A 24,761-nucleotide genomic window follows, 5' to 3' on the forward strand; every position below is an offset into this window, starting at 1 on the left:
TTTTTAATTGTATCTTCAATAAAGTGTTATTGAATATTTAGTATTTTTGTGTCTAACTTCTTACTTGAGATTGGCACTGAGGAACTCCCTGCAGATTTTGCCAGACTGGCAATTTCTCAACTTGAAGAATTAGTCCAAAATGATCTTAAGCAAAATCGAATTCAGTATGAATTGATTCGATGTTCTAGTACACCAAGACGGATTTTTGTAATTGTAAATAATTTGGCAAGTTCTTCAGATGATTTTGTAGAAGAACGAAAGGGGCCTCCAGCAACAAAAGCTTTTAAGAATGGATGCCCAACACCTGCAGCTGAAGGTTTTGCAAAACGCTATGGTCTTTTAGTTGAAGACTTAGAAATAAGGGAAACAGTTAAAGGACCATTCGTTTTTGGGAAGGTTGTTGAAAAAGGAGGACCTTCTAAAGATCTGCTTGTTGATTTGATTCCTAACTGGATCAATAGTATTCAAGGTAAACGTTTTATGCGTTGGGGAAGTGGAGATAGTAGGTTTTCTCGCCCAGTTAGGTGGCTGGTTGCATTATTAGATGACAATGAGATAAAAGTAAAACTTCCAGATACCGATCCTGAGATATTGTCTGGCCGTTTAAGTAGAGGACATCGTCTTGTTAGTAATGAAATTTTGATTGAATCTTCTGGCGAATATTTTGAAATTTTGCGAGGAGCTGGTGTAATAGTAGATAGAGAAGAACGATTGGATTTAATCAAGTCTTTAGTTGAAAAGTCTTCGCTTGAAGTTAATGCAACAGCTGATTTAACTAGCAAATTGCTCAATGAATTGACTGATTTGGTTGAATTACCATATTTGATTCGTGGAGAATTCAATGAGTCATTTCTTGAACTCCCAGCAGAAGTTTTAAGCACTGTTATGCAGGTTCATCAACGATATATTCCTCTCTATAAAAATGATGATGAAGTTGACCCACTTGCTCTTGAAGCCAAAGGCATATTGACACCCTTTTTTCTTTGTATTTGTAATGGCTTGCCGCAATCTAAGGATCTTATTAAAGAAGGTAATGAACGAGTTTTAAAAGCTAGATTTGCTGATGCAAAATTTTTCATAAACGCAGATCGAGGTTTGTCTAGCACCTCCCGTACAGATCAATTGAAAAATGTAACTTTTGCAGATGGACTTGGTTCTTTGTATGACCGTGTAAAAAGAATTGAGTGGCTGGCAGAACTTTTTATTAAAACTGTAAATTTCCCCGAAGGTAATTCTAATTTTCTAAGAAAAGCGTCTTCGCTTTGTAAGCATGATCTTGTAAGTCATATGGTTGGAGAGTTCCCAGAGCTTCAGGGAATAATTGGGGCTAAATATCTTCTTGCTGAAGGTGAATCACGAGAAGTTGCTTTGGCTGTGCTAGAGCAGTATTTACCACGTGGATATGCAGACAAGTTGCCAGAATCTTTTGTGGGTTCAGCACTTGCTTTAATCGAACGAATAGAGCTTCTGTTAAGCATATATTCTAAAGGAGAAAGACCTAGTGGATCTTCAGACCCTTATGCTTTGAGGAGAGCAGGGAATGGGGTTTTGCAAATTATTTGGAACAAAGAATGGAAAATAAATTTATTGGAATTGCTTACTATTTCTTCTTCTTATTGGCTTAAGTTGTTTCCTTCTTTCAAGGTTGATGAGGAAAATTTGCTTAGCGATCTTTTGGATTTCTTTCATCAAAGGATAGTTAGCCTTCTAGAGGAATCTTCTATTGATGTAGATATTATTCAAGCTGTTGCAGGAGAGACAATCCCTCATGAACGTCTACTTGCTGACCCTACTGATGTTTTTGAACGTGTAACCTTGTTGCAACAAATGAGAACATCAAAGAAACTATCAGCTGTGCAATCAGTTGTTAATAGAGCTTCTAAATTAGCTGAGAAAGGCACTTTGAACACAGATGTCCTTAGTGCTTCTAATGTGGTAGATCCAAGTTTGTTTGAGAGTCAAAGTGAGAACTCTATGTTGGAGGTTATTAATTCTCTTGAACCAATCGCAATTAGTAATTCACCAGACCGCTATATGAAATTAGCCGAGGGTTTAGCCTTTGGATCCAAAGCATTGGCTGAGTTTTTTGATGGTGAACAGAGTGTCATGGTTATGACTACAAACAAAAGCATCCGAGAAAATAGATTAAACTTATTGTCGGTACTAAGGAATCAAGCTCAGTTAATTGCAGACTTTAATTTAATAACCCATTAACTACTTATTTTATTTTACTTTCTTTTTTCCTACTTTTATACCGCCTTTAATTGTGCTAACGGCTAGCATTTTGTTTACTTCTTCATCCCCTCTTACAGTGCTTGGCACAGGCTTATAACTCTTCGGCGCCAGGGCACGGCCTCTTAAGACAGATCCTAGAGTCATGAATGTTAGCTTTAATTGTTGTAATGGTTTCATGGCTACTACAGTTTTGTATAGATAGCTATCAAACGTAAGTCGTTGTACATCTATATCATCACACATTTCTACAAACGCTTCACGCGCTCCATCGTTGGAATAAAAGATATTCTGTAGTATTTCTAGTACTTTGTACGTTGCGCCATATTTTTTATCCCATTTTTTTATATATTTTTTCAGATCATCTTCGGTAGGAATTTTACTTCCACCTTGACTGGCACTTACTATTTCTTCTGCACACATCCTGCCACTTTTGGCAGCGAAATATATACCTTCTCCTGAGCTCTTAGTTACATACCCCGCGGCATCACCAACTAAGGCCATCCTTCCAACCACACGTCTTGGCCTTGGGTGTTCAGGGATTGGATGCGCTTCTACTTTTATCACTTCTCCATTTACTAGTCTTTTTTGTGCACGTTCTCTTACCCCTTCTTGTAGGTCTTTAATAAGAGCTTGGTTTTTTTGCATTGTGCCTGTTCCTACTGCTACATGGTCGAATTTAGGGAATACCCAACCATAGAAATCAGGGGAGACATCAGTGCCTACATACATTTCAGCCAGATCTTCGTAATAAGACATCTCTTTTTCTGGTAGCTTAATTCTCTCTTGAAAAGCAATGGCTACGTTGTAATCACCTGCATCCATTGCTTTTGCTACTCGACTATTGGCACCATCAGCACCAACGATCAAGTCAACTTCTAATGTTTTGGCTTCACCCTTTGCATCTCCACTGGAATAATCTGAGTAATTGAGAGTATATGGCCCTTGTCGATTAGTACCAGTTTCAATTTTTGTCACTAGTCCATTTACAAGAATTGCTCCTAATTCAGCAGCACGATTCCTCATAAATGCATCCATGACTTCTCTTCTACACATTCCTATGTATTCGTTTTCTGTTTCTCCATAAACTTTGTCCAGACTAATATCTACTTCTCTATTGGAAGGTGAAATCATTCGCATGTTTCTGACTTTTCTATCAATTATTGAATCAGGAAGCTCAAACTCTGAAACCATGCATAACGGAATTGCTCCACCACATGGTTTTGCATTGTCTAGCTTTCTTTCGAAAATCCATGTTTTAATACCTGCCTTGGCAAGGATTTCAGCTGTACAGGAACCACTTGGGCCTCCTCCGATTACTGCAACACGCAACATCTTTAGTTCAATTTTTTATATTCTTATTTTAAAACCTACATCAATAAGAATTACTCTATGAAGTAGTTAGCTAAGACCGTTACGATCGAAACAAGTTTCAGTGTTATTTCTATGAGTGGTGGAGAAAGCTCTGGAAGTAATAATAGTAGTGAGATCCCTCTCGCAAGAAGGTTTAAGCCTGTAAGGGGGGTGTCGTCAGCAAGATATAGATACTTGATGTTCGGATCGATTTTCTTAACTTTATTTTCAGTTTTTATTACTATTAAACTAAAGCCTGTTGTGAAAAACTCAGCAGTTCTAACGGAGGGGCAAGCAAATAATAATCTTTCACAAGAAGAACTTTTGTTAGGACACTTCCCTTATCCTGAAGCTCTTATAACTGACTTAATTGCTGTTTATCCTGGGCTTAAGGTTCATAAAGATACATATTCAGCATTGAAAAAAATGAGGGCTGCTGCAGCTGCTGATGGGATTTATTTGACTGCATTAAGTGGTTTTCGCTCAATAGATTTGCAAAGAGAGATTTTTTATGAAAATAAATCTATACGAAATCAAATTGCTATTGAGAGGGCAAAGGTTTCAGCTCCTCCAGGTTATTCAGAGCACAGCACAGGTTATGCAATTGACCTTGGAGATGGGGATATGCGAGAGACTGATTTTGAGGTCAGTTTTGAAGAAACCCCTGCTTTTTCTTGGCTACAAAGGAATGCTGCGAAATATCACTTTGTTCTTTCTTTTCCTAAAGGCAATACTCAAGGAGTTAGTTATGAGCCTTGGCATTGGAGATTTGAAGGAACTGTTGAGGCCTTAAGAGCTTTTGAAGCAGCTAATAAAAGAATGCGGCTAGAAAAAAACCTTAAAAGTAAATAGATCTTTTTCGAAAAAGTAACTCATATTGAGATATTCTTCCTTCTTATGCATAAAAGCTCTTTCATTTTTAAAGAGCTTTGTTTTTCATGATTTCTAATCAACAAGCTCTTCGGAATATAGCAATCGTTGCTCATGTTGATCATGGAAAAACGACGCTTGTCGATGCTCTGCTTGGTCAATCAGGAATATTCAGGGATAACGAAGCTGTTCCTACATGCGTAATGGATTCAAATGATTTGGAACGTGAAAGAGGTATAACCATACTTTCAAAAAACACTGCAGTTATATATAACGATACGAGGATCAATATTGTAGATACCCCTGGGCATGCTGATTTCGGAGGAGAAGTAGAACGAGTGCTTGGAATGGTTGATGGTTGCTTGTTGATTGTTGATGCTAACGAAGGCCCAATGCCTCAAACACGTTTTGTACTTAAAAAGGCGCTTGAGCAAGGTTTAAGACCAATTGTTTTTGTTAATAAAATTGATAGAGCAAGAGTTGAACCAGAAACGGCTGTCGACAAGGTTTTAGATCTCTTCCTTGAACTTGGAGCTGATGACGATCAATGTGACTTTCCTTATTTGTTTGGGAGTGGATTAGGAGGTTTTGCTAAGCCGGACATGCAAACGGAAAGTGAGAATATGAAGCCTCTTTTTGATGCGATTATTAGGCATGTTCCACCTCCAATTGGAGATCAGACGAAACCATTGCAATTACAAATTACTTCATTAGATTATTCTGATTTTCTTGGGCGAATAATTATAGGGAGAGTTCACAATGGTGTTATTCGAAGCGGACAAAGGGCTTCATTAATAAAAGAAAGTGGGAAATTAAAACAAGGTAGGATCTCTAAATTAATGGGTTTCGAAGGCCTTCAAAGAATAGATATTGAGGAAGCATATGCAGGAAATATAGTTGCAGTCTCTGGCTTTGATGATGTGAATATTGGGGAGACTATTGCTTGCCCAGATGAGCCTAAAGCTTTACCACTTATTAAAGTTGATGAACCTACTCTGCAGATGACATTTGTTGTCAATGATTCTCCTTTTGCTGGTAAAGAAGGAAAATTTGTAACAAGCAGGCAATTAAGAGAAAGACTATTTAAAGAATTGCTTACCAATGTTGCTTTACGTGTTGAAGAAACAGATTCTCCTGATCGCTTTGCTGTTTGTGGTAGAGGAGAGCTGCATTTAGGAATATTAATTGAAACCATGCGAAGAGAAGGCTATGAATTTCAGGTTTCTCAACCTCAAGTGATTTTCCGTACGATTGAAGATACCCTCTGTGAACCATTAGAAACTTTGGTCTTAGATGTACCAGAAATATCAGTTGGGACATGTATAGAAAAGCTTGGTTCTAGAAGAAGTGAAATGCAAAATATGATAAATACAAATGATGGAAGAACTCAATTGGAATTTCTTATTCCATCAAGAGGTTTAATTGGTTTCAGAGGAGAATTTATAAGAGCCACTAGAGGAGAAGGGATTATGAGCCATTCGTTTTTTGAATATCGACCAATGGTGGGGGAGTTTGAGTCCAGAAGAAATGGCGTATTAATTTCTTTTGAGGAAGGAGTCTCAACCTTTTATGCCTTGAAAAACGCAGAGGATAGAGGGCAATTCTTTATTGAACCCGGAACAAAGGTTTATAAAGGAATGATTATTGGTGAACATAATAGACAGCAAGATCTAGAAATTAATATATGCAAATCAAAGCAACTTACTAACATGAGATCTGCTGGAGCTGAAGAGCTAGATACTTTGCAGTCACCGATTGATATAACATTAGAAAGAGCATTGGAATATATAGGCCCTGGTGAAATGTTAGAAGTAACCCCAGAATCAATAAGATTAAGAAAGATGCCTAGCAAGAAATATAATAAACGTTAGTATTTTATGGATAGATAGAAGCTTTGTTGGAAAACGAACTAGAGTTTAAAAACGCAATTGATTTGTTTAATGATCATGAGTGGTATTTAGCTCATGATGCTTTAGAGGAGATTTGGCATAATACTATTGGTAGAGAAAGAATAACTATTCAAGCGATATTGCAAATAGCTGTAGCACAGGTTCACCTTTCTAATGATAATTTAAAAGGAGCAACTATTCTTTATGGTGAAGGATTAGGGAGACTTAAAAGTACTGGTATTCCAACTTTAGGATTAGATATTGAGAACTTAACAGAAATTGTAGAACAAAGATTGAAAATACTACAAGAAGGAAGAGATGTATTTAACGTTTCAGAACCAAAGCTTTTAAAAAGATAGTTCGTATGGATAATAGTGTTAATTTAAAGATGGATGTCGTTATGACCGAATTTTTTTTCTTTTCCTGTAGAGTTAAATGTAATTTTATAATTTCTATTTAAAGATTAAATTTCTACCTTAAACACTTATTTTTATCCTAGAAACAATGCCTGTTATATCTGTTCAAAGGAAAAGAACTAAGATTATGAGTTCTTAGTTATGAGTTTAGTACTAGATCAAGTGTCTTTGATGATTCAAGGGAAGTCCCTTGTTAGTGATATCTGTTTACAAGTTAACCCTGGGGAAATAGTAGGTCTCCTTGGGCCAAATGGAGCAGGTAAAACAACTACTTTCAACCTTTCTATTGGCCAGCTTTCCCCGCAAGAGGGAAATGTCCTTTTGGACAATAGAGTGGTGACAAATTTATCTATGACTTATAGAGCAAGGTTTGGCATTGGTTATCTCCCTCAAGAGGCAAGTGTTTTTAGAAATCTGACTGTTAGGGAAAATCTAGATATAGCGCTCTCGCAAAGTTTTGCGAATTCATCTCAACGTACATTACGCAGAAATCAAATTGTTGATGAATTTAATTTAAGTCCTTTTTTAGATCGTACCGGATATAAACTTTCAGGTGGAGAGAGACGTCGTTGTGAGGTCGCAAGAGCATTGGCCTTAGGACGTTCAGGTCCAAAATATTTGCTTCTTGATGAACCTTTTGCAGGTGTAGATCCTATGGCAGTTGTTGATCTTCAGAATTTAGTTCAGAAATTAAGAATGGCAGGAATGGGTATTTTGATAACTGATCACAATGTCCGTGAAACACTTGCAATTACAGACCGCTCATACATCCTAAGTAATGGAAAGATTTTGGCATCAGGATCTTCTTCAGAAATTTCTAACGATCCCTTAGTAAAAACTCACTATTTAGGAGAGGGTTTTCAGCTTTGAGTAATTATTTCTACCATCAATTCTTTAGCGGATTGTACTTTTTTAGCAAGGTAAGTAAGTTTATTTCTTCAAAATGGAGAATGATTCCACTTTTGGATCGATGGTTGTTTAGAGAATTATTACCACCTTTCTTTTTTGCAATATCAGCCTTCACGGTTGTTTCTTTATCAGTTGGAGTAATGTTTGATTTGGTAAGAAAGATTGTTGAATCAGGACTCGCTTTAAAGTTTGCATTGCAAGTTTTTTTCTTAAAGTTACCTAGTTTTCTTGTTATATCTTTTCCTATGGCCATTCTTATGGCAACATTATTAACTTTTAGCAGACTGTCATCAAATAGTGAAGTAAAGGCTCTTAAAAGTATTGGCATATCAACTAAACGAATGATTGTTGCTGCAATTACTTTAGGTCTTTTAATGACAGGAATTACATTTATATTTAATGATTTAATTGTACCTTCTGCAAATAAAAGTGCTGAAGCTACTTTGCGTAGAGGATTAGGTGTTTCAATGCATTCAGATTATGTAACTGATATTATGTATTCTCGTTTTGGTAAAATTGTTGATCCTTCTTCTAATATTTCAAGAGATGGAATGACGCATTTATTCTATGCAAAAGAATTTCAGAATAAAACAATGATTGATGTAACACTTTTAGATTTTTCTCGATTGGGTTATAAACAAATGTTAGTTGCGAAAAAGGGATACTGGAATAATTTAGAAGCTAATTGGGAATTTCATGATGGCAATATACTTACAATAGCCCCAAATGGAGGCTCAACTTCTATTAGTTTTGAAAATTATGTATATCCTTTAGATTCAGGCCCGAAAAAAATAGCTAAGATACCTAAAGATGCTAACTATATGACTCTTTCAGATGCATATAAAGCCAAAGATTTATATAAATTATCAGGCAACCTTAAAGAAGTTAGAAGAATGGAAGTACGTATACAAGAAAAATTTACACTACCCATGGCATGCGTTGTGTTTAGCTTGATTGGAAGTTCCCTTGCCTGTAGTCCTAATACACGATCAACTCAAGGGCAAGGCTTTGCGCTTAGTATTGTTTTAATATTAGCTTATTACATTCTAAGCTTTGTATTTAGCTCATTAGGAGTTTCTGGAGCATTGAGTCCATTCGTTGGAGCATGGTCTCCAGTGATTATATCTCTTTCGGGAGGTCTTTATTTGCTTAATAAAGCAGATGATTAGCTGCCAAATTTGATCGCATGAATTTGATTCTAATGATTAATTTGTTTTTGTATATTAATGGTTTAGATCCTGTTCTGACTTTGGGATCTTTAGCATTTGTCTTGATTTTAATTTCTTTACCATTCTCTTTTTGGAATGTTGGCGAGAATTCAAATTCTTCCATTGTGAGAATATTAATAGCGTCTGCCAATATCCTACTTGCAATACAATTAGTTTTTCGCTGGATACAATCTGGACACTTCCCTATCAGTAATCTTTATGAATCGCTTTGCTTCCTTACCTGGGGGTTAACTTTTATACAACTTCTAATAGAAAGAACTTTTCCATATCCATTAATTCAAGCAGCACTTACACCTATATCTTTACTATCAATAGCTTTCGCTAGCTTTGTCTTACCAGATGAACTTAAAGCATCTTCTTCTTTAGTACCGGCTTTGAAATCTAATTGGTTAGTAATGCATGTAAGTGTGATTATGTGCAGTTATGCAGCATTGCTCATTGGTTCATTATTATCACTTGTAGTTCTTTTAAGTAGTAGTCGGGAAACATTACAGATCCGCAGCAATTCTATGGGAATTGGAGGCTTTAAAAATAAATCTGAGAATCTAAATATAGTTAAAAGTATAGACGAATTAATACCTATTACTTTTTCTAAATCGGAAGAATTAGACAATTTAAGTTATCGAACTATAACGTTTGGATTCCTTCTTCTTACTTTTGGTCTTATTAGCGGTGCTGTTTGGGCTAACGAGGCTTGGGGAAGCTGGTGGAGTTGGGATCCTAAGGAAACCTGGGCATTTATTTCATGGCTAATTTATGCAGCATATTTACATACAAGATTAAGTAGAGGATGGCAAGGTAAAAGACCCGCAATTATTGCAATTATAGGTTTATTTATAATATTAATATGTTATATAGGGGTTAACTTTCTGGGTATTGGATTACATAGCTATGGTTGGTTTCTTTAGGCTTAAATATACTTCTAGCTCTTTTCAAGTAGTTTCCCGTTTTGAGCATCTTTGGCTACTGATCTTAATGCATCACAACCTTCTTTTAAGGATGGATAGGCAAACATACCACTGCCAGCAATGAAACAATTAGCACCTGCAGCACAGCACTGTGAGATCGTCCAGTCAGCTTTAATCCCTCCATCTACTTCGATATCTATATCATAGTTATTTTCAACAATTACTTCTCTTAAACTCTTAATTTTATTGAGCATTGTAGGTATATAAGCTTGACCTCCAAAGCCTGGATTGACTGTCATTACAAGAACATGATCGACCATGTCCAGAACATCTTTGACCATCTCCATTGGAGTATGAGGATTTAATGCTACGGATGGAGAACCACCTAATTGACGGATTTTTCCAAGTATTCGGTGCAAATGAACATTTGCTTCCACATGAGCAATAACGACCCCTGGCTCGCCATTAGGTCCCTTGCTTGCTTCAACATATGCTTCAAGCATAGTTTCACAGTTATATTGACTAACCATTAGTTGAGTTTCAAATGGAACGTTGCAGTATTTTCTGCAGGCTGAAATCATTTCTGGTCCAAAAGTCAGATTAGGAACAAAATTCCCATCCATTACATCAAATTGGATACGATCCACTCCAGCTTCTTCAAGGTCTTTGACGCATTGCCCCATGTTTGCCCAGTCAGCTGGTAAAACAGATGGAATGATCTGAATTGGTCGATTTGATGAAGTAAATGCTGAACTCATCTGTTTTTAATTGAATGTCATAGATTCTATTAATTGAAGGTGCAACTAGAAAGGTAATTCCTTCCACTGATACAGTTGACACCGCTAAGCAAACCAGAAGCACCTCAGCAGAGGTCACTCCTTTTGATTAGACACATTCGTTTATCATCTGTAGTCAAGCTATTCTGGCTTCTTTTTCTCTAAAAACTTATCAAACGAAATTAAGCTAGTGGACCGCACTCTCATTCAAGAAATTCTCGAAGTTGTCGAACAGGCAGCTATAGCCTCAGCCGAGCTAACAGGTTTAGGACAGAAAGACGAAGCTGATGCAGCTGCCGTAGAGGCTATGCGTAAAAGGATGGGATCCATTCAAATGCAGGGAAGGATAGTTATAGGAGAAGGCGAAAGAGATGAGGCTCCTATGCTTTATATAGGTGAAGAGGTTGGGAGTGGTTCAGGACCAGGAGTTGACTTTGCTGTAGATCCATGTGAAGGAACCAATCTTTGTGCTAATAATCAGCGAGGCTCTATGGCTGTATTGGCTGCTTCTGATCGTGGTGGTTTATTTAATGCACCAGATTTTTACATGAAGAAACTGGCAGCTCCTCCTGCTGCAAAAGGTAAAGTTGATATTAGGAAATCTGCTACAGAAAATATAAATATTCTTAGCAGTTGTCTTGGCATGGCTGTGAGTGAACTGACAATTGTAGTTATGGATAGAGCTAGGCATAAAGATTTAATAGCAGAAATCCGTTCTACTGGCGCAAGAGTTCAACCTATTTCAGATGGTGATGTTCAAGCTGCTATTGCATGTGGCTTTGCAGGCACAGGGACTCATTGTCTAATGGGAATTGGAGCTGCTCCAGAGGGGGTTATTTCGGCAGCAGCAATGCGAGCTCTAGGAGGCCATTTTCAAGGGCAGTTGGTTTACGATCCTGCAATAGCTATGACTAAAGAGTGGGCTGATTACACTAAAGAAGGAAATATTGCTCGACTCAATGAAATGGGGATAACAGATGGTGACAAGATTTATGAAGCAGATGAATTAGCTTCTGGAGAAAATGTTGTTTTTGCTGGAAGTGGTATTACAGATGGTTTGTTATTTAATGGAGTTAAATTTGAAAAGGACTGTACACGTACAAGCAGTCTTGTAATAAGCACTCTTGATAGTACAGCTCGTTTTACAAATACAGTTCATATTAAGGATGGTGCAAAGAGCATATCTTTGAGCTGAAGAGGGTTTACTATCACTTACAAAATTGAGTTATGAATATTGCTGTCGTTGGGCTTAGTCATAGGACAGCACCTGTTGAAGTCCGAGAGAAGTTAAGTATCTCTGATGAACATATAGAGAAATCTTTTTGTTCTTTGAACGCGACTGAACAAGTCCTTGAAGTTTCTATTCTTAGTACATGTAATCGGCTTGAGATATATGCGTTAGTTAAGAATCAAGAATTAGGAGTTTCTGCCATAAAGGAATTCTTGATTGATCATTCTGGTTTAAGTAAAGAAGATTTATTCCCTCATTTATTTACTTTTAATCAAGCAGAAGCTGTTAATCATTTAATGAGGGTTTCAGGTGGTTTAGATAGCTTGGTATTAGGAGAAGGCCAGATACTATCTCAAGTCAAAAAAATGGTGAGACTTGGGCAAGACTATAAATCTATTGGACCAATATTAAATCGATTACTTACCCAGGCTGTGAGTACAGGGAAAAAAGTTCGTTCAGATACTAATTTAGGAACTGGGGCAGTCTCTATAAGTTCAGCAGCAGTTGAACTCGCTCAATTGAAGCTTGGTCAATCGTTAGGGAAAGATCAATTGATGACACTTCAGTCTGAAAAAGTTGCAGTTATTGGCGCGGGACGAATGAGTCGATTGCTTATTCAGCATTTACAGTCAAAAGGTTGTTCAAAATTAACCCTTTTGAATAGAACTTTGAATAGAGCTGAGTCTCTTGCTAAGGATTTCCCTGATTTAGATGTTAAATGTGGGCTTTTAGATGATCTTGATAAATGTATTGAGTTTTCTACCTTGATTTTTACAAGTACTGCTTCCAATACGCCAATAATTAATTCAGAACTTTTGAGTGGATTCAAAAGAAACAATAATTTATTGAGGTTAATAGATATAGGTGTTCCAAGAAATATTGCTTCAGATGTATCAGGTTTGCCTGGTTTTGAAGCTTATGATGTAGATGATCTTCAAGAAGTTGTTGCTCGTAATCAAGATGCAAGACAACAGATAGCTATTGAAGCTCAGAACTTGATAGATGAGGAAGCAAGAGTCTTTTTAGAATGGTGGGCAAGTTTGGAAGCTGTACCCACTATTAATCGTTTAAGGTCTAACCTGGAATCGATAAGAAAAGAAGAGTTACAAAAAGCTTTAAGTAGAATGGGACCGGATTTTTCTGCTAGGGAACGCAAAGTTGTCGAAGCATTAAGTAAAGGAATTATTAATAAGATCCTTCATACACCTGTAACAAATCTAAGAGCTCCTCAGCCAAGCTCGCAAAGAAAGGAATCCTTGAAAATTGTTGAATCCCTTTTTGAGTTAGGTGTTTCAGAAAATGATCAATAACATCTTTAAGGACTTCAGATGATGATTCATAGAACTCTTAATTCAACTGTCTATCAAATTGCTTTTCTTAGACCATCATCAAGTAGGTTTGCAAAGCCTATTTTCAAGGCGATATGAAGAGAGTACTGGCGATCATTCTTGGGGGGGGCAAAGGTTCCCGCCTTTATCCCTTAACTAAAATGAGGGCTAAACCTGCTGTACCTTTAGCGGGCAAATATCGCTTGATAGATATTCCAATAAGCAATTGTATTAATTCGAATATCACCAAGATGTACGTCTTGACTCAGTTCAACAGTGCTTCTCTTAATAGGCATCTTGCTCAGACATATAATCTTAGTTCTCCTTTTGCGCAAGGTTTTGTAGAAGTTTTAGCCGCGCAACAGACTCCCGAAAGTCCTTCATGGTTTGAAGGCACAGCCGATGCTGTAAGGAAATATCAATGGTTATTTCAAGAGTGGGATGTTGATGAGTATCTAATACTTTCTGGTGATCAACTTTATCGGATGGATTACAGTTTATTCGTAGAGCATCATCGTGAAACAGGCGCAGATTTAACAGTTGCAGCACTTCCAGTAGATGGAGCACAGGCAGAGGGTTTTGGGTTAATGCGAACTGACAATGATGGAAACATAAGAGAGTTTAAGGAGAAACCCTCTGGAGAAGCTCTTAAAGCAATGGCTGTAGATACTTCACGTTTTGGACTTTCTCCAGATTCTGCAAAAGAAAGACCATATCTTGCTTCTATGGGTATTTATGTCTTTAGCCGCTCTACGCTTTTTGATTTACTTAATAAGTACCCATCTTATAAAGACTTTGGGAAGGAAGTTATCCCAGAAGCCTTAAGTAGGGGTGATGCTCTAAAAAGCTATGTTTTTGATGCTTATTGGGAAGATATTGGGACTATTGGAGCCTTCTATGAATCTAATTTGGCTTTAACTCAACAGCCGACGCCTCCTTTCAGTTTCTATGATGAAAAATTCCCTATATATACTCGGGCAAGATATTTACCTCCTTCAAAATTAGTTGATGCTCAAATAACAGATTCCATTGTGGGAGAAGGATCTATTCTCAAATCTTGCAGTATTCATCATTGCGTTTTAGGCGTTAGAAGCAGAATTGAGAGTGATGTAGTTCTCGAAGATTCACTTGTTATGGGTTCAGATTTCTATGAATCAGCTGAAGAAAGAATTGCTTTAAGAAAAGGAGGTGGAATTCCTCTTGGAGTAGGTCAGGGAACGACCGTCAAAAGGGCGATTTTGGATAAGAATACACGAATTGGAGAGAATGTCACAATCATAAATAAAGATCGCATTGAGGAAGCTGATCGAGCTGATCAGGGCTTCTATATTCGCAATGGAATAGTTGTTGTTGTTAAAAACGCCAGCATTCTTGATGGAACGATTATCTAGGTTCCTTTGTTATTGCTTATTGATTTTTTCCAGAAACATACCATTTTTCAAAATTTTGACTGCCTTAAGAATGGGACATCCCTGACATTCCTCAAAAAATCCCACATAACCACGGCCCCTTAGTCACACTTGTCAAAGTTAATAAATGCATTGATATGTCCAAGGCACATTTTGGTTTGGTTGGTCTTGGAGTAATGGGAGAAAATCTCGTCCTTAATGCTGAAAGGAATGGGTTCTCTAGCGTTGTTTATAATCGAACTTATTCAAAAACCGAGGCTTTTTTAAATGGTAAAGGCTTAGGGAAAAAAATATCTGGCGCCAGTGATCTTCAGGATTTTGTTAACAAATTAGAGAGGCCTAGAAGGATTTTGATGATGGTAAAAGCAGGAGCGGCGACCGATGCTGTTATCGAACAAATATCACCTTATTTGCAAGAAGATGACCTATTGATTGATGGAGGGAATGCATTGTTTTCAGATACTGAAAGAAGAGTCTTAGAACTTGAGAGTAAAAGTTTTGGTTATATAGGAATGGGTGTTTCAGGAGGGGCAAAGGGAGCCTTGGAAGGACCAAGCATGATGCCTGGTGGAACAAAAGCTTCTTATAAAGCAATAGAAAATCTTTTGAACAAAATGGCAGCTCAAGTAGATGATGGACCTTGTGTTACTTATATAGGTCCACGAGGTTCGGGCCATTTTGTTAAAACAGTACACAATGGAATTGAATATGGAATAGAACAGATACTTTCTGAAGGCTATGACTTGATGAAACGAGTCTGCAAAATGAATTGTGATGAGATTTCTGACGTTTTTGGTATTTGGAATAAAACAGAAGAATTATCTTCCTATCTTGTTGAAATTACAGAAATTTGTTTACGAACTAAGGATCCAACCGACGGAGCTGATCTTGTTGAGAAAATAATGGACAAAGCAGGTCAAAAAGGAACTGGATTATGGACAGTTGTAAGTGCCTTACAACTGGGGGCCTCGGTCCCTACCATTTACGCTTCTCTGAATGGGCGTGTAATGAGTTCTATGAAATCTGAGAGAGTCAAGGCGGAAAAAGTATTTGGCAAGCTATCTATCGAAAGAACTGACCTTGGCTCACCATCAAATGGAATGTCTCCAATAATGGATGCGGTTGTTTTGTCTACGATTGCGAGTTATGCACAAGGTATGGAAATTCTTCGTTTAGCTTCTGAAGAATATAAATATGATCTTCATATGCCTTCTATTGCTCAAATTTGGAAAGGAGGCTGCATCATACGTTCCACACTCTTGCAAAGAATACAAGATGCTTTTAATAACGAACCACAATTAACAAATCTACTAATGGATCCATGGTTTGCCGAACAAATTAAAAATAGATTGCCAGGGCTTACAAAAACAGTGGCTGTTGCCGCGCAGACTGGAGTTCCAGTTCCATGTTTTAGTAGCACTTTGGATTATATAAATAGTTATAGAACTGCTAGGTTGCCACAAAATCTAGTTCAGGCTATGCGTGATTGCTTTGGATCACATACTTATGAACGTATAGATAAAGAAGGTTCGTTTCATACTGAATGGATTAATTAAAAAGATTATGACTGTTTTCAATATTCATAGAGCTAAAGATCAAGTCACACTGGCTCAACTGACTAGTGAATATGTTAGTAAAACTATTATTGCTGAGCTTAAAACAAAGGAACGTTTCCAAATTGCTCTTTCTGGTGGCTCTACTCCATGTATGGCTTATTCACTTTTACGAGAAGAGAACTTACCTTGGAATCTTGTAGATGTGGTTTTGGGAGATGAGAGATGGGTCTCTCATCAAGATGAATCAAGCAATGCATTAATGCTTCGTAGAACATTAATGGCTTCTGGGCCAGGAGCGAAAGCTTGTTTTCATCCAATTCCAACGACAGAACTTAACACACCTGAAGATAGTGTTAGTGAATTCTCCAAAGTAATCAACCACTTATGCGAAGGGGATCCTCCTAGATTTGATTTAATACTCCTTGGCCTTGGTGAAGATGGACACACAGCTTCTTTGTTCCCAAATTCTCAATCTTTATATGTAAAAGGTGCTTATGCAACTATTGGTCAGGGGAAAGGGCAGCAACGTATATCACTTACAGCTGAAGTGCTTTGTTCTGCCGCAAAAGTTATATTTTTAGTTAGTGGAGAATCGAAGCAAATAGCTTTAAAGCGGTTATTGGATCCTTTAGAGTCATTTGAAAGAACTCCAGCACGACTAGTCAAGCCTGATTCTGAAGTGATAATTTTTACTGATGAAGCTGCAGCAAAACTTATTTGAACTATTTGTATAAATAGGAGTTTTTGTTTCCCTAACGATTTAAGTTTTTAATGATCAAATGGTGCTTGCTCTAAATGGTTGCAGATGCTTTGTTGATTGCTAGTTCTGATGAGTTCTCTAATTGGATGACCATCAATGACACTATTATGGGTGGTTCAAGTACAGCAGTATGTCAAGTCACTTCTAAAGGGCTTAGCCTTGAAGGGGATTTGATTGAAGAGAATGGCGGTTTTGTTAGTTGTCGTTCCCCAGCGTTATCACCACCTTTAGATCTTTCTGCTTTTCTTGGCATACAACTAGATGTTGAAGGTCAGGGAAGAACATTGAAATTCGCTATTTCATGTGGTGATGGTTTTACGCGAGTTACAGATTATTTATCTGGAGGACTTAGATGGGTCGCTGAGTTCAAGACATTGAAGTCTGGGATTACTCAAGCAAAGATACCTTTTGACTCTTTTAAACCTACTATCAGGGCAAGACCTGTTCGATTGCCAATAAAGTTTAGTGCTAATTCAATTAGTCAGTTTCAACTTCTCCATTCTAAGTTTGGTGCTGATGGGAACTCAAACTTGGGATTTAGAGCTGGTAAATTTTTAATTCTTATTCATTCTATTAGTGCATATTCTTGATTCCGACAATGATTTAATCACAGAAATTGCTAAGGCTTGTGATTTATGCATGAAGCCATGGAGACATTCTGTTGTAGATAACTCACCAAAATCGACACCTTCTTCTGAGGATGATTTTCTTGATATGACTCTACGAGTCGAATGTAGAGATGAAGATGGTGAACGTTTACCTGAAAATGATTTGGAGCTTGAAATCTTCAAGAGTGGTGATGATTTAAGTATTACTCTGGCTTGGCTTTCTTTTCCTGATAGGCAGATACTGTGGCATGGCAAACATTCGATATGGATGGATTCGGAAAGTGGAAAACGTTCCACAATGCCGAATGGGGGCTCTTGTTTAGAAGCATTAGCTAGAAGGATTAGAGCTTTGTTTGATTTTGAAAGCGAGTATTAATTAACAGTTCTGATCAGTTACAGCACCTTTGCTTGAACTACTAACCAAAGTTGCATATTTCCCAAGAACTCCTGAATTGTATTTGGGCTTTGGCTTAACCCAAAGTGAACGTCGTCTTTTTAATTCTGCTTCTTCGATATTTACTTGAATGAGTTTTTGAATAGCATCAACAGTTATGCTGTCACCATCTTGAATTAGAGCAATATTCCCTCCAACGGCTGCTTCTGGTGCGACATGACCAACTACTAGTCCATATGTTCCGCCACTAAAACGTCCGTCAGTAATTAAAGCAACTTTTTCACCAAGACCTTGACCAACAATTGCAGATGTTGGAGCGAGCATTTCTCTCATCCCTGGCCCACCAACTGGGCCTTCATTTCTTATGACTACTACATCACCTGAGTGAATTTGTTCAGTAAGTATTGCTTTTAAGCAATCTTCTTCACTTTCAAATACTTTTGCTGGACCTGTAAGGATTGGTTCTTTTATACCACTGATTTTTGCAACGCTTCCCTCAGTTGCAAGATTTCCTTTGAGAATTGCTAAATGACCTTTTTTATAGACCGGCGAATCGAAAGGCCGAATAACATCCTGATCTGATGGGGGCTCTGCGGGAACATCGAGCAGCATTTCCTTGATTGTTTTGTTTTCTATTGTTCTACAATTTTCATTAATCAATCCTGCTTCAAGAAGTATTTTCATGACTTGTGGAATGCCTCCTGCTTTGTGTAGGTCAACAGTCACATATTTACCACTGGGCTTTAAATCACAAAGTACCGGAACTCGTTGACGTATCTTTTCAAATTCGTCAAGAGAAAGTTCAACTCCCGATGAATGAGCAATTGCTAAAAGATGAAGCACAGCATTTGTAGAGCCCCCAACTGCCATTACTACACTTATTGCATTCTCGAATGCTTGCTTGGTTAATAAATCTAATGGGCGAATATTTTCCTTGATAGCTTTAATAAGAACCTCGGCACTTTTTTGAGTACTTTTTATTTTTTCTTGATCCTCAGCAGCCATGGTTGAACTGTGAGGAAGACTTAGTCCCATAGCTTCAATGGCTGCTGACATTGTGTTTGCTGTAAACATACCTCCACAACTACCAGCCCCTGGAATGCAATGTTTTTCAACCTCAATCAATTTTTCTTTTGTTATTTTCCCACTAGTTAATTGCCCCACAGCTTCAAATGCACTTACAACTGTCAAATCCTCGCCATTTAATTTTCCTGGTTTGATCGTTCCCCCATAAACAAATATCCCTGGAATATTCATTCTTGCCATGGCTAGCATTGCACCAGGCATGTTTTTATCGCAACCACCTATTGCTAACACTCCATCCATGCTTTGAGCATTGCATGCAGTTTCTATTGAATCGGCTATTACTTCTCTAGAGACCAAGGAGTATTTCATCCCTTCAGTCCCCATAGATATTCCATCACTAACAGTAATTGTTCCAAACATTTGAGGCATACCATCCCAATCCTTTATTGCTTTTTCTGCTTGTTTTGCCAAATCATTTAGCCCAATATTACAAGGCGTGATAGTGCTATACCCATTTGCAATACCTATTATTGGTTTGTTGAAATCATCGTCTTCAAACCCAACAGCACGAAGCATTGCTCTGTTTGGCGATCTCTGTACGCCTTGAGTTATTGCGCTTGATCTAAGCTTCATTTACTGAATAAATAATAAAATCGTAAAGGTGAAAGTAAGATTAATCTTTTTCACCAAGGTCTTCTAGTTGTTTCCTAACGTCAGCAATAGCTGCATTTAATTTTTCAACACGTTGTTCTAATTTTTCACTTTTCTTGTCTTGATTGGTTACCGAAGCGCTCTCGAAAGCTTCTGATCCATCTTGAATCCTTGGAGCATATAGCATTGCTTTTTGCTTTCTAGTTTGCTGTCTTTTTTCAGCTTCTGAAAAAAGCCATAAAGCAAGACCTGCGGCTCCTAAAATGGCACCACTTATAAGAGAACCTAAGCTGCCAGTTGTTGAGTCTCGATATTGATCCATAGAATTTTTTTTCTTTCCTTAATACTAATGCGATGGAGTAATTATTGTATTAAGTCGAAGTGATGGATTACCTATTCCAGGAATAATCTCGCCATTTTCAGAAAGTGTTGGATCAACAGATGCCGCATATATTTTTAAATCTGGGAAATTCTCTCCTATCTCTTTCAATCCATAAGTTGAGGCCAATGCAGTTATTATTCTTATTCGAGGTGATTCAACTCCTAATGTTTTCAGCCTCTCAAGATTCTGTAAAAGGTTTTTGCCGGAATCTATTTGGTCGCAATAGACAATAATCCCAGCATTCCTTTCTATTGTCTGTGGTATACATCCCAGACATAAAGAGGCGTTTGGTAGTATTTCTCTGGCTCCTTGCCACATTTGCAACCCTCCTGGTAAGTTTGGAATGATTATTAAAGGGATTTGCGTTTCAATTAATATTCCTTCGGTTTTGCCTTGTTTAGTATTAATTTCTCTTTTTGAATTAGGCAACCAATCTCTTAACGCTTCATAGGTAAGCCATTTACCTAATTGCTCTAATGCAGTTGAGTAGATTGGAGAAGGTGTTGATTCAATTCGAAGAATTGATAGCCAATGCCCAATTAAAGGATGTGGTGGAATTACAACACGCAATGTCATGGCCATGATGATTTTTTTGTATTTGCAATAACGTGAATAAATAAATTACTAGTTTTTTGCTTTAATTAGATTCTATGGCAAAAATTATTTCTCTTTTATCTCGTTTTAAAACCATTATTTTAATGGGTGTTTTAATTGCCCTTCTTTTTGCAGGAGTTCCTGAGAGTTGGGCAAAAAGACCTCCTGAAATAAGAAATCAAGATGACTTAAACATTACTCAGGATATGCATGGTCAAGATCTAAGCGGCTATGAATTTGTGAAGTTTGATTTGAGAGGTATTAATTTCAGAGATTCAAATCTGACTGGAGCAGTTTTTAATAACAGCAAATTAAATGGGGCAGATTTGCATGGAGCTAATCTTAAAGATGCTTTGGCATATGCAAGCGATTTCGAGGATGCTGATTTGACAGATTCAAATCTTAGTAACGCATTATTAATGGAAAGCAGTTTTAATAATGCAATAATAGAGGGGGCTGATTTTACTGATGCTGTATTAAGTCGAATACAACAAAAACAGTTATGTTCCATAGCAGATGGAACGAATTCATCTACAGGAATATCTACTAGTTATAGTCTCGGCTGTTGATTATGGAATAATTTTAAATAGCTTTTACCTATGTCTAGTCGTATACCAGTCACTGTAATTACAGGCTTCCTAGGTGCTGGTAAGACTACTCTTTTGCGCAATCTTCTTAAAAATAGTAATCAACGTTTAGCTGTAATAGTTAATGAATTTGGGAGTGTTGGTTTAGATGGTGATCTCATTCGCAGTTGTGGATTTTGTCCAGAAGATGATATGGAAGGCAGGCTTGTTGAATTAAATAATGGATGCTTATGCTGCACCGTTCAAGATGATTTCTTGCCTACTATGGAGAAATTATTATCTCGTTCTGAAAGCTTGGATGGAATCGTAATTGAAACAAGCGGCCTTGCTTTGCCTAAGCCTCTTCTTCAGGCTATTGAATGGCCACAAATTAGATCAAAAGTTTTTATTAATGGAGTTGTAACTTTAGTAGATAGTCAAGCTTTATCTCTTGGTAGTCCAGTAGGAGACGTTAAGGCTCTAGAAGAACAACGTAAGCTAGATGAAAGTATTGATCATATTACGCCAATTAAAGATCTTTTCTCTGATCAACTTACTTGTGCGGATCTTGTTTTATTAAGTAGATCGGATTTGGTGGATTCCAATGTAGTTGAATCAATAAAAATTGATATTTCTAGCGGATTAAGAGAGGGGACAGCTATTCTTCCAATCTCTTATGGTGAAATAAACCCTTCTTTAATTCTTGGGCTTCGAAACGATAAGGATTCACATAGCTCATTTTTCTCAAATAAAATTTCATCTAAACATGAACATGAACATGAACATGAACATGAACATGAACATTTAGAGGTCATTAGTACTTCTATTTGTTTTGAAGCAAATATTACTCAATCAGAAATAAAGAATGTGCTAATGCCTTTGGTTCAAAATTTTCAAATTCTAAGGCTTAAGGGACGTTTTTGGCTCCCTGACAAACCTTTACCTCTTCAGGTTCAAATGGTTGGCCCAAGAATGTCTACTTGGTTTGAAAAAGCTCCTGAAGATGTTTGGAGGCCAGAGCAAGGAGGTCTTGAACTGGTAGCTCTATCTCTTAAAGAAGGACTTGAAAATGAAATTCAATTGGGTTTTAATAAAAGGTTTTCTTAATCTCTAAATGGAAATTTATATAACTATCTGCTTGTTTAATCATTAACTAGCAGCGAAAATTAAATAAATCAACTTTTTTCTTCATTTTCACTTGTTAACGTGAGTTTAGAATTGCTCAAATCTTCTTTGGAAAAAGAAGACAAAGAAAATACTCCTTCAGTATCGGGAAGACCGGTTGAACATTTGTTATGTCAACATTGTGGAGGTAATGGATACATGAAAAGCAGTCCAAACTGTTATCACACTTGTCTTCATTGCCTTGGAAGAGGACAAATGAAAATAGCTTCATAGTTAATTTATTAAAGATATTGATAATTTTTGCTTTAGCTCTTACCTTAATTTTAACTCCAAGGAATACTTCTAATTCTATTGAAGCTAGTCCTTTAAAATCCATTGAACAAGTAAAGTGCCCAATTTCAAAGCTAAGGTTCAGGTTAGTTTAAGACCTTCGGTTTTAGACCCAGCTGGAGAGGCTGCAAAATCAGCCGCTATAAAACTTGGGGTTAAAGGTATAAGTAAAGTGAGGATTGGTAAAGCCATAGATATCGAAATTGAAGCGCCTAATAAACAAGATGCAATAGAGCAAGTTGAAATACTTAGTGACAGATTGCTTTCTAATCCTGTCATAGAGAATTGGAGCTTACAGCTTGATTCTGCTTATTCATCCAATCATGATTAAAGAGCTCATTCAATGACTATTGGTATTGTTGTTTTCCCAGGATCTAATTGTGACAGAGATGTGCATTGGGCTACACAAGGATGCCTTGGAATGTCAACACGCTTCCTTTGGCATGAATCAACTGATCTAAATGGTTTAGAAGCAGTCGTGCTTCCTGGAGGTTTTAGCTACGGAGATTATTTGAGATGTGGAGCCATAGCAAGATTTGCCCCGGTCCTTTCTTCTCTTCTTGAATTTGTTAATAAGGGGGGGAAAGTTCTCGGAATATGTAATGGTTTTCAAATACTTACAGAGCTTGGATTATTGCCGGGAGCTTTAACTCGCAATCAAGAACTACATTTTATTTGTGATACCGTTCCATTGTTAATTTCTAGTCAAAGGACGCAATGGTTTAAAAATTATAATCAAAGTAAGAATATATTCCTTCCAATTGCTCATGGCGAAGGACGTTATCAGTGCAGTGAATCAATACTTAAAAAGCTTCAAGATGAGGATTCAATTGCCCTTAAGTATAAAAATAATCCTAATGGTTCAATAAATGATATTGCTGCAATTACTAATAAATCAGGTAATGTTTTAGGTATGATGCCTCACCCTGAGAGGGCTGCCGATAAAGATATAGGAGGGATTGATGGTATAAAAATTTTGCAAGCCCTTTTGTCTAATTGAGATTATTAATAAAAAGAGTAGTTAACTTTCTTTTTATTAATAATCTCTAATTTGATTTATACAGCAACTGCAGCTTTAGGATCTAAAGTACCTTTTGCGTATAAGCCAGAATAGTAATTTGTACTTTCTTGTTTAATCTTACTTGCCTGTCCAGCACACCAAAATTGTTGATAGCGGTCAAGACAAACCTGCTTCATATATTTTCTAGCTGGTTTGTTGAAATGCCTTGGATCAAAATTGGTTGGATCAGCTGCTGCAGCTTCCCTAACAGCTGCAGTAAATGCAAGACGGTTATCAGTGTCGATGTTTACTTTCCTTACCCCATTTCTTATTCCTTCTTGTATTTCTTCGACAGGAACTCCATATGTTTCAGGAATTGCACCACCAAATTTGTTGATCATGTCTAACCATTCTTGAGGAACAGAGCTTGATCCATGCATTACAAGGTGAGTGTTTGGTATTGCTTTATGAATTTCTGCAATTCTACTAATTGCAAGAACTTCACCGGTTGGCTTCCTTGTGAATTTATAGGCACCGTGACTTGTTCCAATCGCTATCGCAAGAGCATCGACTTTGGTTTTTGCAACAAAATCAGAAGCTTCTGAAGGATCAGTTAGCAACATGTCTTTTGAAAGCTCGCCTTCAAAGCCATGGCCATCCTCTGCTTCTCCTTTGCCTGTTTCTAGAGATCCAAGGCAACCTAGTTCGCCTTCAACACTCACTCCAACTGAATGAGCAAAATCAACAACCTTTTTAGTTACAGCAACATTGTATTCATAACTTGATGGTGTTTTTGCATCAGCTTCTAAAGAGCCATCCATCATCACAGATGTAAATCCATTTATTGCTGCTGAATAGCATGTTGAAGGATCATTCCCATGATCTTGGTGCATTACAACAGGTATGTTTGGGTATGTTTCTGTGGCCGCAATAATTAGGTGACGAAGAAAAATTTCACCTGCATAAGTCCGAGCACCTCTAGAAGCCTGAAGAATTACTGGACTATCAGTTTCTGAGGCTGCCTCCATAATTGCCTGAACTTGCTCCAGATTATTTACGTTAAAAGCAGGAATGCCATAGCCATTTTCAGCGGCATGGTCAAGGAGGAGTCTTAGTGGAACAAGAGCCATTGGTTTCTCAGAAATATCATTGGGCCTAGGCAAAAAAAAGTCCTAGGCCAAAGGACCAGGACTTTAGAAGATAAAGGTATGAAATGTCA

At 37.3% G+C, this 24,761-nt stretch carries 25 protein-coding genes; 19 read left to right on the forward strand and 6 right to left on the reverse strand.

The genetic code is table 11. The features are described from left to right. The first annotated feature begins 48 nt into the window (after positions 1 to 48). On the forward strand, positions 49 to 2,214 hold the full coding sequence (gene glyS, locus PRO_RS04095) for a glycine--tRNA ligase subunit beta (RefSeq protein WP_011124983.1): 2,166 nt from the start codon (positions 49 to 51) through the stop codon (positions 2,212 to 2,214). A gap of 9 nt (positions 2,215 to 2,223) precedes the next feature. On the opposite strand, the gene chlP is transcribed toward glyS, so the two are convergent. Further along, positions 2,224 to 3,567, reverse strand: a complete 1,344-nt coding sequence (gene chlP / locus PRO_RS04100; RefSeq protein WP_011124984.1) for a geranylgeranyl reductase — start codon at positions 3,565 to 3,567, stop codon at positions 2,224 to 2,226. Between the two features lie 111 nt (positions 3,568 to 3,678). On the opposite strand from chlP, the gene PRO_RS04105 reads away from it, so the two are divergent. The 6 genes from PRO_RS04105 (at position 3,679) to ccsB (ending at position 9,806) form a co-directional block, all read left to right on the forward strand. Beyond that, positions 3,679 to 4,437: a M15 family metallopeptidase gene (locus tag PRO_RS04105; protein WP_011124985.1), complete on the forward strand. Its 759-nt coding sequence runs from the start codon at positions 3,679 to 3,681 to the stop codon at positions 4,435 to 4,437. An 86-nt stretch (positions 4,438 to 4,523) separates the two neighbouring features. Continuing rightward, entirely contained in the window at positions 4,524 to 6,326 is a 1,803-nt protein-coding gene (gene typA, locus PRO_RS04110; RefSeq protein ID WP_011124986.1) for a translational GTPase TypA, read from the forward strand. A 23-nt stretch (positions 6,327 to 6,349) separates the two neighbouring features. Further along, positions 6,350 to 6,703: a DUF309 domain-containing protein gene (locus PRO_RS04115; RefSeq protein ID WP_011124987.1), complete on the forward strand. Its 354-nt coding sequence runs from the start codon at positions 6,350 to 6,352 to the stop codon at positions 6,701 to 6,703. Positions 6,704 to 6,901: 198 nt separating this feature from the next. Continuing rightward, on the forward strand, positions 6,902 to 7,630 hold the full coding sequence (gene lptB, locus PRO_RS04120; protein ID WP_011124988.1) for an LPS export ABC transporter ATP-binding protein: 729 nt from the start codon (positions 6,902 to 6,904) through the stop codon (positions 7,628 to 7,630). 80 nt (positions 7,631 to 7,710) lie between these two features. Further along, a complete protein-coding gene (locus PRO_RS04125; protein ID WP_164923226.1) occupies positions 7,711 to 8,838 on the forward strand; it encodes an LptF/LptG family permease in 1,128 nt (375 codons plus the stop codon). A gap of 32 nt (positions 8,839 to 8,870) precedes the next feature. Further along, positions 8,871 to 9,806: a c-type cytochrome biogenesis protein CcsB gene (gene ccsB / locus PRO_RS04130; RefSeq protein ID WP_165438633.1), complete on the forward strand. Its 936-nt coding sequence runs from the start codon at positions 8,871 to 8,873 to the stop codon at positions 9,804 to 9,806. 14 nt (positions 9,807 to 9,820) lie between these two features. Here ccsB and rpe read toward each other — a convergent pair whose 3' ends face one another. After that, positions 9,821 to 10,564: a ribulose-phosphate 3-epimerase gene (gene rpe, locus PRO_RS04135; RefSeq protein WP_011124991.1), complete on the reverse strand. Its 744-nt coding sequence runs from the start codon at positions 10,562 to 10,564 to the stop codon at positions 9,821 to 9,823. Between the two features lie 208 nt (positions 10,565 to 10,772). Between rpe and glpX the strand changes: the two genes are divergently transcribed. The 7 genes from glpX to PRO_RS04170 all read left to right on the forward strand — a co-directional run bounded on the left by glpX (position 10,773) and on the right by PRO_RS04170 (position 17,850). Further along, positions 10,773 to 11,777 (forward strand): class II fructose-bisphosphatase, encoded by a 1,005-nt coding sequence (gene glpX / locus PRO_RS04140; RefSeq protein ID WP_011124992.1) that lies wholly within the window; start codon positions 10,773 to 10,775, stop codon positions 11,775 to 11,777. Positions 11,778 to 11,809: 32 nt separating this feature from the next. Further along, on the forward strand, positions 11,810 to 13,123 hold the full coding sequence (locus tag PRO_RS04145) for a glutamyl-tRNA reductase (protein ID WP_011124993.1): 1,314 nt from the start codon (positions 11,810 to 11,812) through the stop codon (positions 13,121 to 13,123). 113 nt (positions 13,124 to 13,236) lie between these two features. Continuing rightward, positions 13,237 to 14,532: a glucose-1-phosphate adenylyltransferase gene (locus PRO_RS04150; protein ID WP_011124994.1), complete on the forward strand. Its 1,296-nt coding sequence runs from the start codon at positions 13,237 to 13,239 to the stop codon at positions 14,530 to 14,532. Between the two features lie 155 nt (positions 14,533 to 14,687). After that, positions 14,688 to 16,106 carry an NADP-dependent phosphogluconate dehydrogenase gene (gndA, locus tag PRO_RS04155; RefSeq protein ID WP_011124995.1) on the forward strand — a complete coding sequence of 473 codons (1,419 nt, stop codon included), beginning with the start codon at positions 14,688 to 14,690 and terminating at the stop codon, positions 16,104 to 16,106. 7 nt (positions 16,107 to 16,113) lie between these two features. Further along, a complete protein-coding gene (gene pgl, locus PRO_RS04160; RefSeq protein WP_011124996.1) occupies positions 16,114 to 16,827 on the forward strand; it encodes a 6-phosphogluconolactonase in 714 nt (237 codons plus the stop codon). 74 nt (positions 16,828 to 16,901) lie between these two features. After that, a complete protein-coding gene (locus PRO_RS04165) occupies positions 16,902 to 17,456 on the forward strand; it encodes a CIA30 family protein (protein ID WP_011124997.1) in 555 nt (184 codons plus the stop codon). Further along, positions 17,443 to 17,850 carry a hypothetical protein gene (locus tag PRO_RS04170; protein WP_011124998.1) on the forward strand — a complete coding sequence of 136 codons (408 nt, stop codon included), beginning with the start codon at positions 17,443 to 17,445 and terminating at the stop codon, positions 17,848 to 17,850. The genes PRO_RS04165 and PRO_RS04170 overlap by 14 nt, the downstream gene beginning before the upstream one ends. Here PRO_RS04170 and ilvD read toward each other — a convergent pair whose 3' ends face one another. The 3 genes from ilvD to PRO_RS04185 are packed head-to-tail and all read right to left on the reverse strand — an operon-like array spanning position 17,851 to position 20,509. Next, complete coding sequence (gene ilvD / locus PRO_RS04175) at positions 17,851 to 19,527, reverse strand: dihydroxy-acid dehydratase (RefSeq protein WP_011124999.1); 1,677 nt, start codon at positions 19,525 to 19,527, stop codon at positions 17,851 to 17,853. Positions 19,528 to 19,567: 40 nt separating this feature from the next. After that, a complete protein-coding gene (locus PRO_RS04180) occupies positions 19,568 to 19,867 on the reverse strand; it encodes a membrane protein (protein WP_011125000.1) in 300 nt (99 codons plus the stop codon). Between the two features lie 24 nt (positions 19,868 to 19,891). Then, a complete protein-coding gene (locus PRO_RS04185) occupies positions 19,892 to 20,509 on the reverse strand; it encodes a uracil phosphoribosyltransferase (protein WP_011125001.1) in 618 nt (205 codons plus the stop codon). A 68-nt stretch (positions 20,510 to 20,577) separates the two neighbouring features. On the opposite strand from PRO_RS04185, the gene PRO_RS04190 reads away from it, so the two are divergent. From PRO_RS04190 to purQ, 5 genes are all read left to right on the forward strand, one after another. Next, positions 20,578 to 21,090, forward strand: coding sequence for a pentapeptide repeat-containing protein (locus PRO_RS04190; RefSeq protein ID WP_011125002.1), 513 nt, complete (start codon positions 20,578 to 20,580; stop codon positions 21,088 to 21,090). Positions 21,091 to 21,120: 30 nt separating this feature from the next. After that, the gene (cobW, locus tag PRO_RS04195) at positions 21,121 to 22,194 is read left to right on the forward strand and encodes a cobalamin biosynthesis protein CobW (protein WP_011125003.1); all 1,074 of its coding nucleotides are present in this window, start codon (positions 21,121 to 21,123) and stop codon (positions 22,192 to 22,194) included. 99 nt (positions 22,195 to 22,293) lie between these two features. Further along, entirely contained in the window at positions 22,294 to 22,485 is a 192-nt protein-coding gene (locus PRO_RS04200) for a Zn-ribbon protein (protein ID WP_011125004.1), read from the forward strand. A 115-nt stretch (positions 22,486 to 22,600) separates the two neighbouring features. Beyond that, complete coding sequence (purS, locus tag PRO_RS04205; RefSeq protein WP_011125005.1) at positions 22,601 to 22,873, forward strand: phosphoribosylformylglycinamidine synthase subunit PurS; 273 nt, start codon at positions 22,601 to 22,603, stop codon at positions 22,871 to 22,873. A gap of 12 nt (positions 22,874 to 22,885) precedes the next feature. After that, positions 22,886 to 23,542 carry a phosphoribosylformylglycinamidine synthase subunit PurQ gene (purQ, locus tag PRO_RS04210; RefSeq protein ID WP_011125006.1) on the forward strand — a complete coding sequence of 219 codons (657 nt, stop codon included), beginning with the start codon at positions 22,886 to 22,888 and terminating at the stop codon, positions 23,540 to 23,542. A 56-nt stretch (positions 23,543 to 23,598) separates the two neighbouring features. Here purQ and fba read toward each other — a convergent pair whose 3' ends face one another. Further along, positions 23,599 to 24,672 (reverse strand): class II fructose-bisphosphate aldolase, encoded by a 1,074-nt coding sequence (gene fba / locus PRO_RS04215; RefSeq protein ID WP_011125007.1) that lies wholly within the window; start codon positions 24,670 to 24,672, stop codon positions 23,599 to 23,601. Between the last annotated feature and the right edge of the window lie 89 nt (positions 24,673 to 24,761).

Origin of the sequence: Prochlorococcus marinus subsp. marinus str. CCMP1375, from assembly GCF_000007925.1 — a bacterium.
GTDB classification, from domain to species: Bacteria; Cyanobacteriota; Cyanobacteriia; order PCC-6307; family Cyanobiaceae; genus Prochlorococcus_E; species Prochlorococcus_E marinus.

What these genes read in the sequence shown, in the direction of transcription:
- ilvD (WP_011124999.1), bottom strand. Translation starts at nt 19,527, where the DNA reads ATGAAGCTTAGATCAAGCGCAATAACTCAAGGCGTACAGAGATCGCCA.
- PRO_RS04125 (WP_164923226.1), top strand. Translation starts at nt 7,711, where the DNA reads ATGATTCCACTTTTGGATCGATGGTTGTTTAGAGAATTATTACCACCT.
- purQ (WP_011125006.1), top strand. Translation starts at nt 22,886, where the DNA reads ATGACTATTGGTATTGTTGTTTTCCCAGGATCTAATTGTGACAGAGAT.
- gndA (WP_011124995.1), top strand. Translation starts at nt 14,688, where the DNA reads ATGTCCAAGGCACATTTTGGTTTGGTTGGTCTTGGAGTAATGGGAGAA.
- pgl (WP_011124996.1), top strand. Translation starts at nt 16,114, where the DNA reads ATGACTGTTTTCAATATTCATAGAGCTAAAGATCAAGTCACACTGGCT.
- lptB (WP_011124988.1), top strand. Translation starts at nt 6,902, where the DNA reads ATGAGTTTAGTACTAGATCAAGTGTCTTTGATGATTCAAGGGAAGTCC.
- ccsB (WP_165438633.1), top strand. Translation starts at nt 8,871, where the DNA reads ATGATTAATTTGTTTTTGTATATTAATGGTTTAGATCCTGTTCTGACT.
- cobW (WP_011125003.1), top strand. Translation starts at nt 21,121, where the DNA reads ATGTCTAGTCGTATACCAGTCACTGTAATTACAGGCTTCCTAGGTGCT.
- PRO_RS04150 (WP_011124994.1), top strand. Translation starts at nt 13,237, where the DNA reads ATGAAGAGAGTACTGGCGATCATTCTTGGGGGGGGCAAAGGTTCCCGC.
- PRO_RS04190 (WP_011125002.1), top strand. Translation starts at nt 20,578, where the DNA reads ATGGCAAAAATTATTTCTCTTTTATCTCGTTTTAAAACCATTATTTTA.
- PRO_RS04180 (WP_011125000.1), bottom strand. Translation starts at nt 19,867, where the DNA reads ATGGATCAATATCGAGACTCAACAACTGGCAGCTTAGGTTCTCTTATA.
- PRO_RS04185 (WP_011125001.1), bottom strand. Translation starts at nt 20,509, where the DNA reads ATGGCCATGACATTGCGTGTTGTAATTCCACCACATCCTTTAATTGGG.
- fba (WP_011125007.1), bottom strand. Translation starts at nt 24,672, where the DNA reads ATGGCTCTTGTTCCACTAAGACTCCTCCTTGACCATGCCGCTGAAAAT.
- PRO_RS04105 (WP_011124985.1), top strand. Translation starts at nt 3,679, where the DNA reads ATGAGTGGTGGAGAAAGCTCTGGAAGTAATAATAGTAGTGAGATCCCT.
- chlP (WP_011124984.1), bottom strand. Translation starts at nt 3,567, where the DNA reads ATGTTGCGTGTTGCAGTAATCGGAGGAGGCCCAAGTGGTTCCTGTACA.
- typA (WP_011124986.1), top strand. Translation starts at nt 4,524, where the DNA reads ATGATTTCTAATCAACAAGCTCTTCGGAATATAGCAATCGTTGCTCAT.
- PRO_RS04145 (WP_011124993.1), top strand. Translation starts at nt 11,810, where the DNA reads ATGAATATTGCTGTCGTTGGGCTTAGTCATAGGACAGCACCTGTTGAA.
- PRO_RS04165 (WP_011124997.1), top strand. Translation starts at nt 16,902, where the DNA reads ATGGTTGCAGATGCTTTGTTGATTGCTAGTTCTGATGAGTTCTCTAAT.
- rpe (WP_011124991.1), bottom strand. Translation starts at nt 10,564, where the DNA reads ATGAGTTCAGCATTTACTTCATCAAATCGACCAATTCAGATCATTCCA.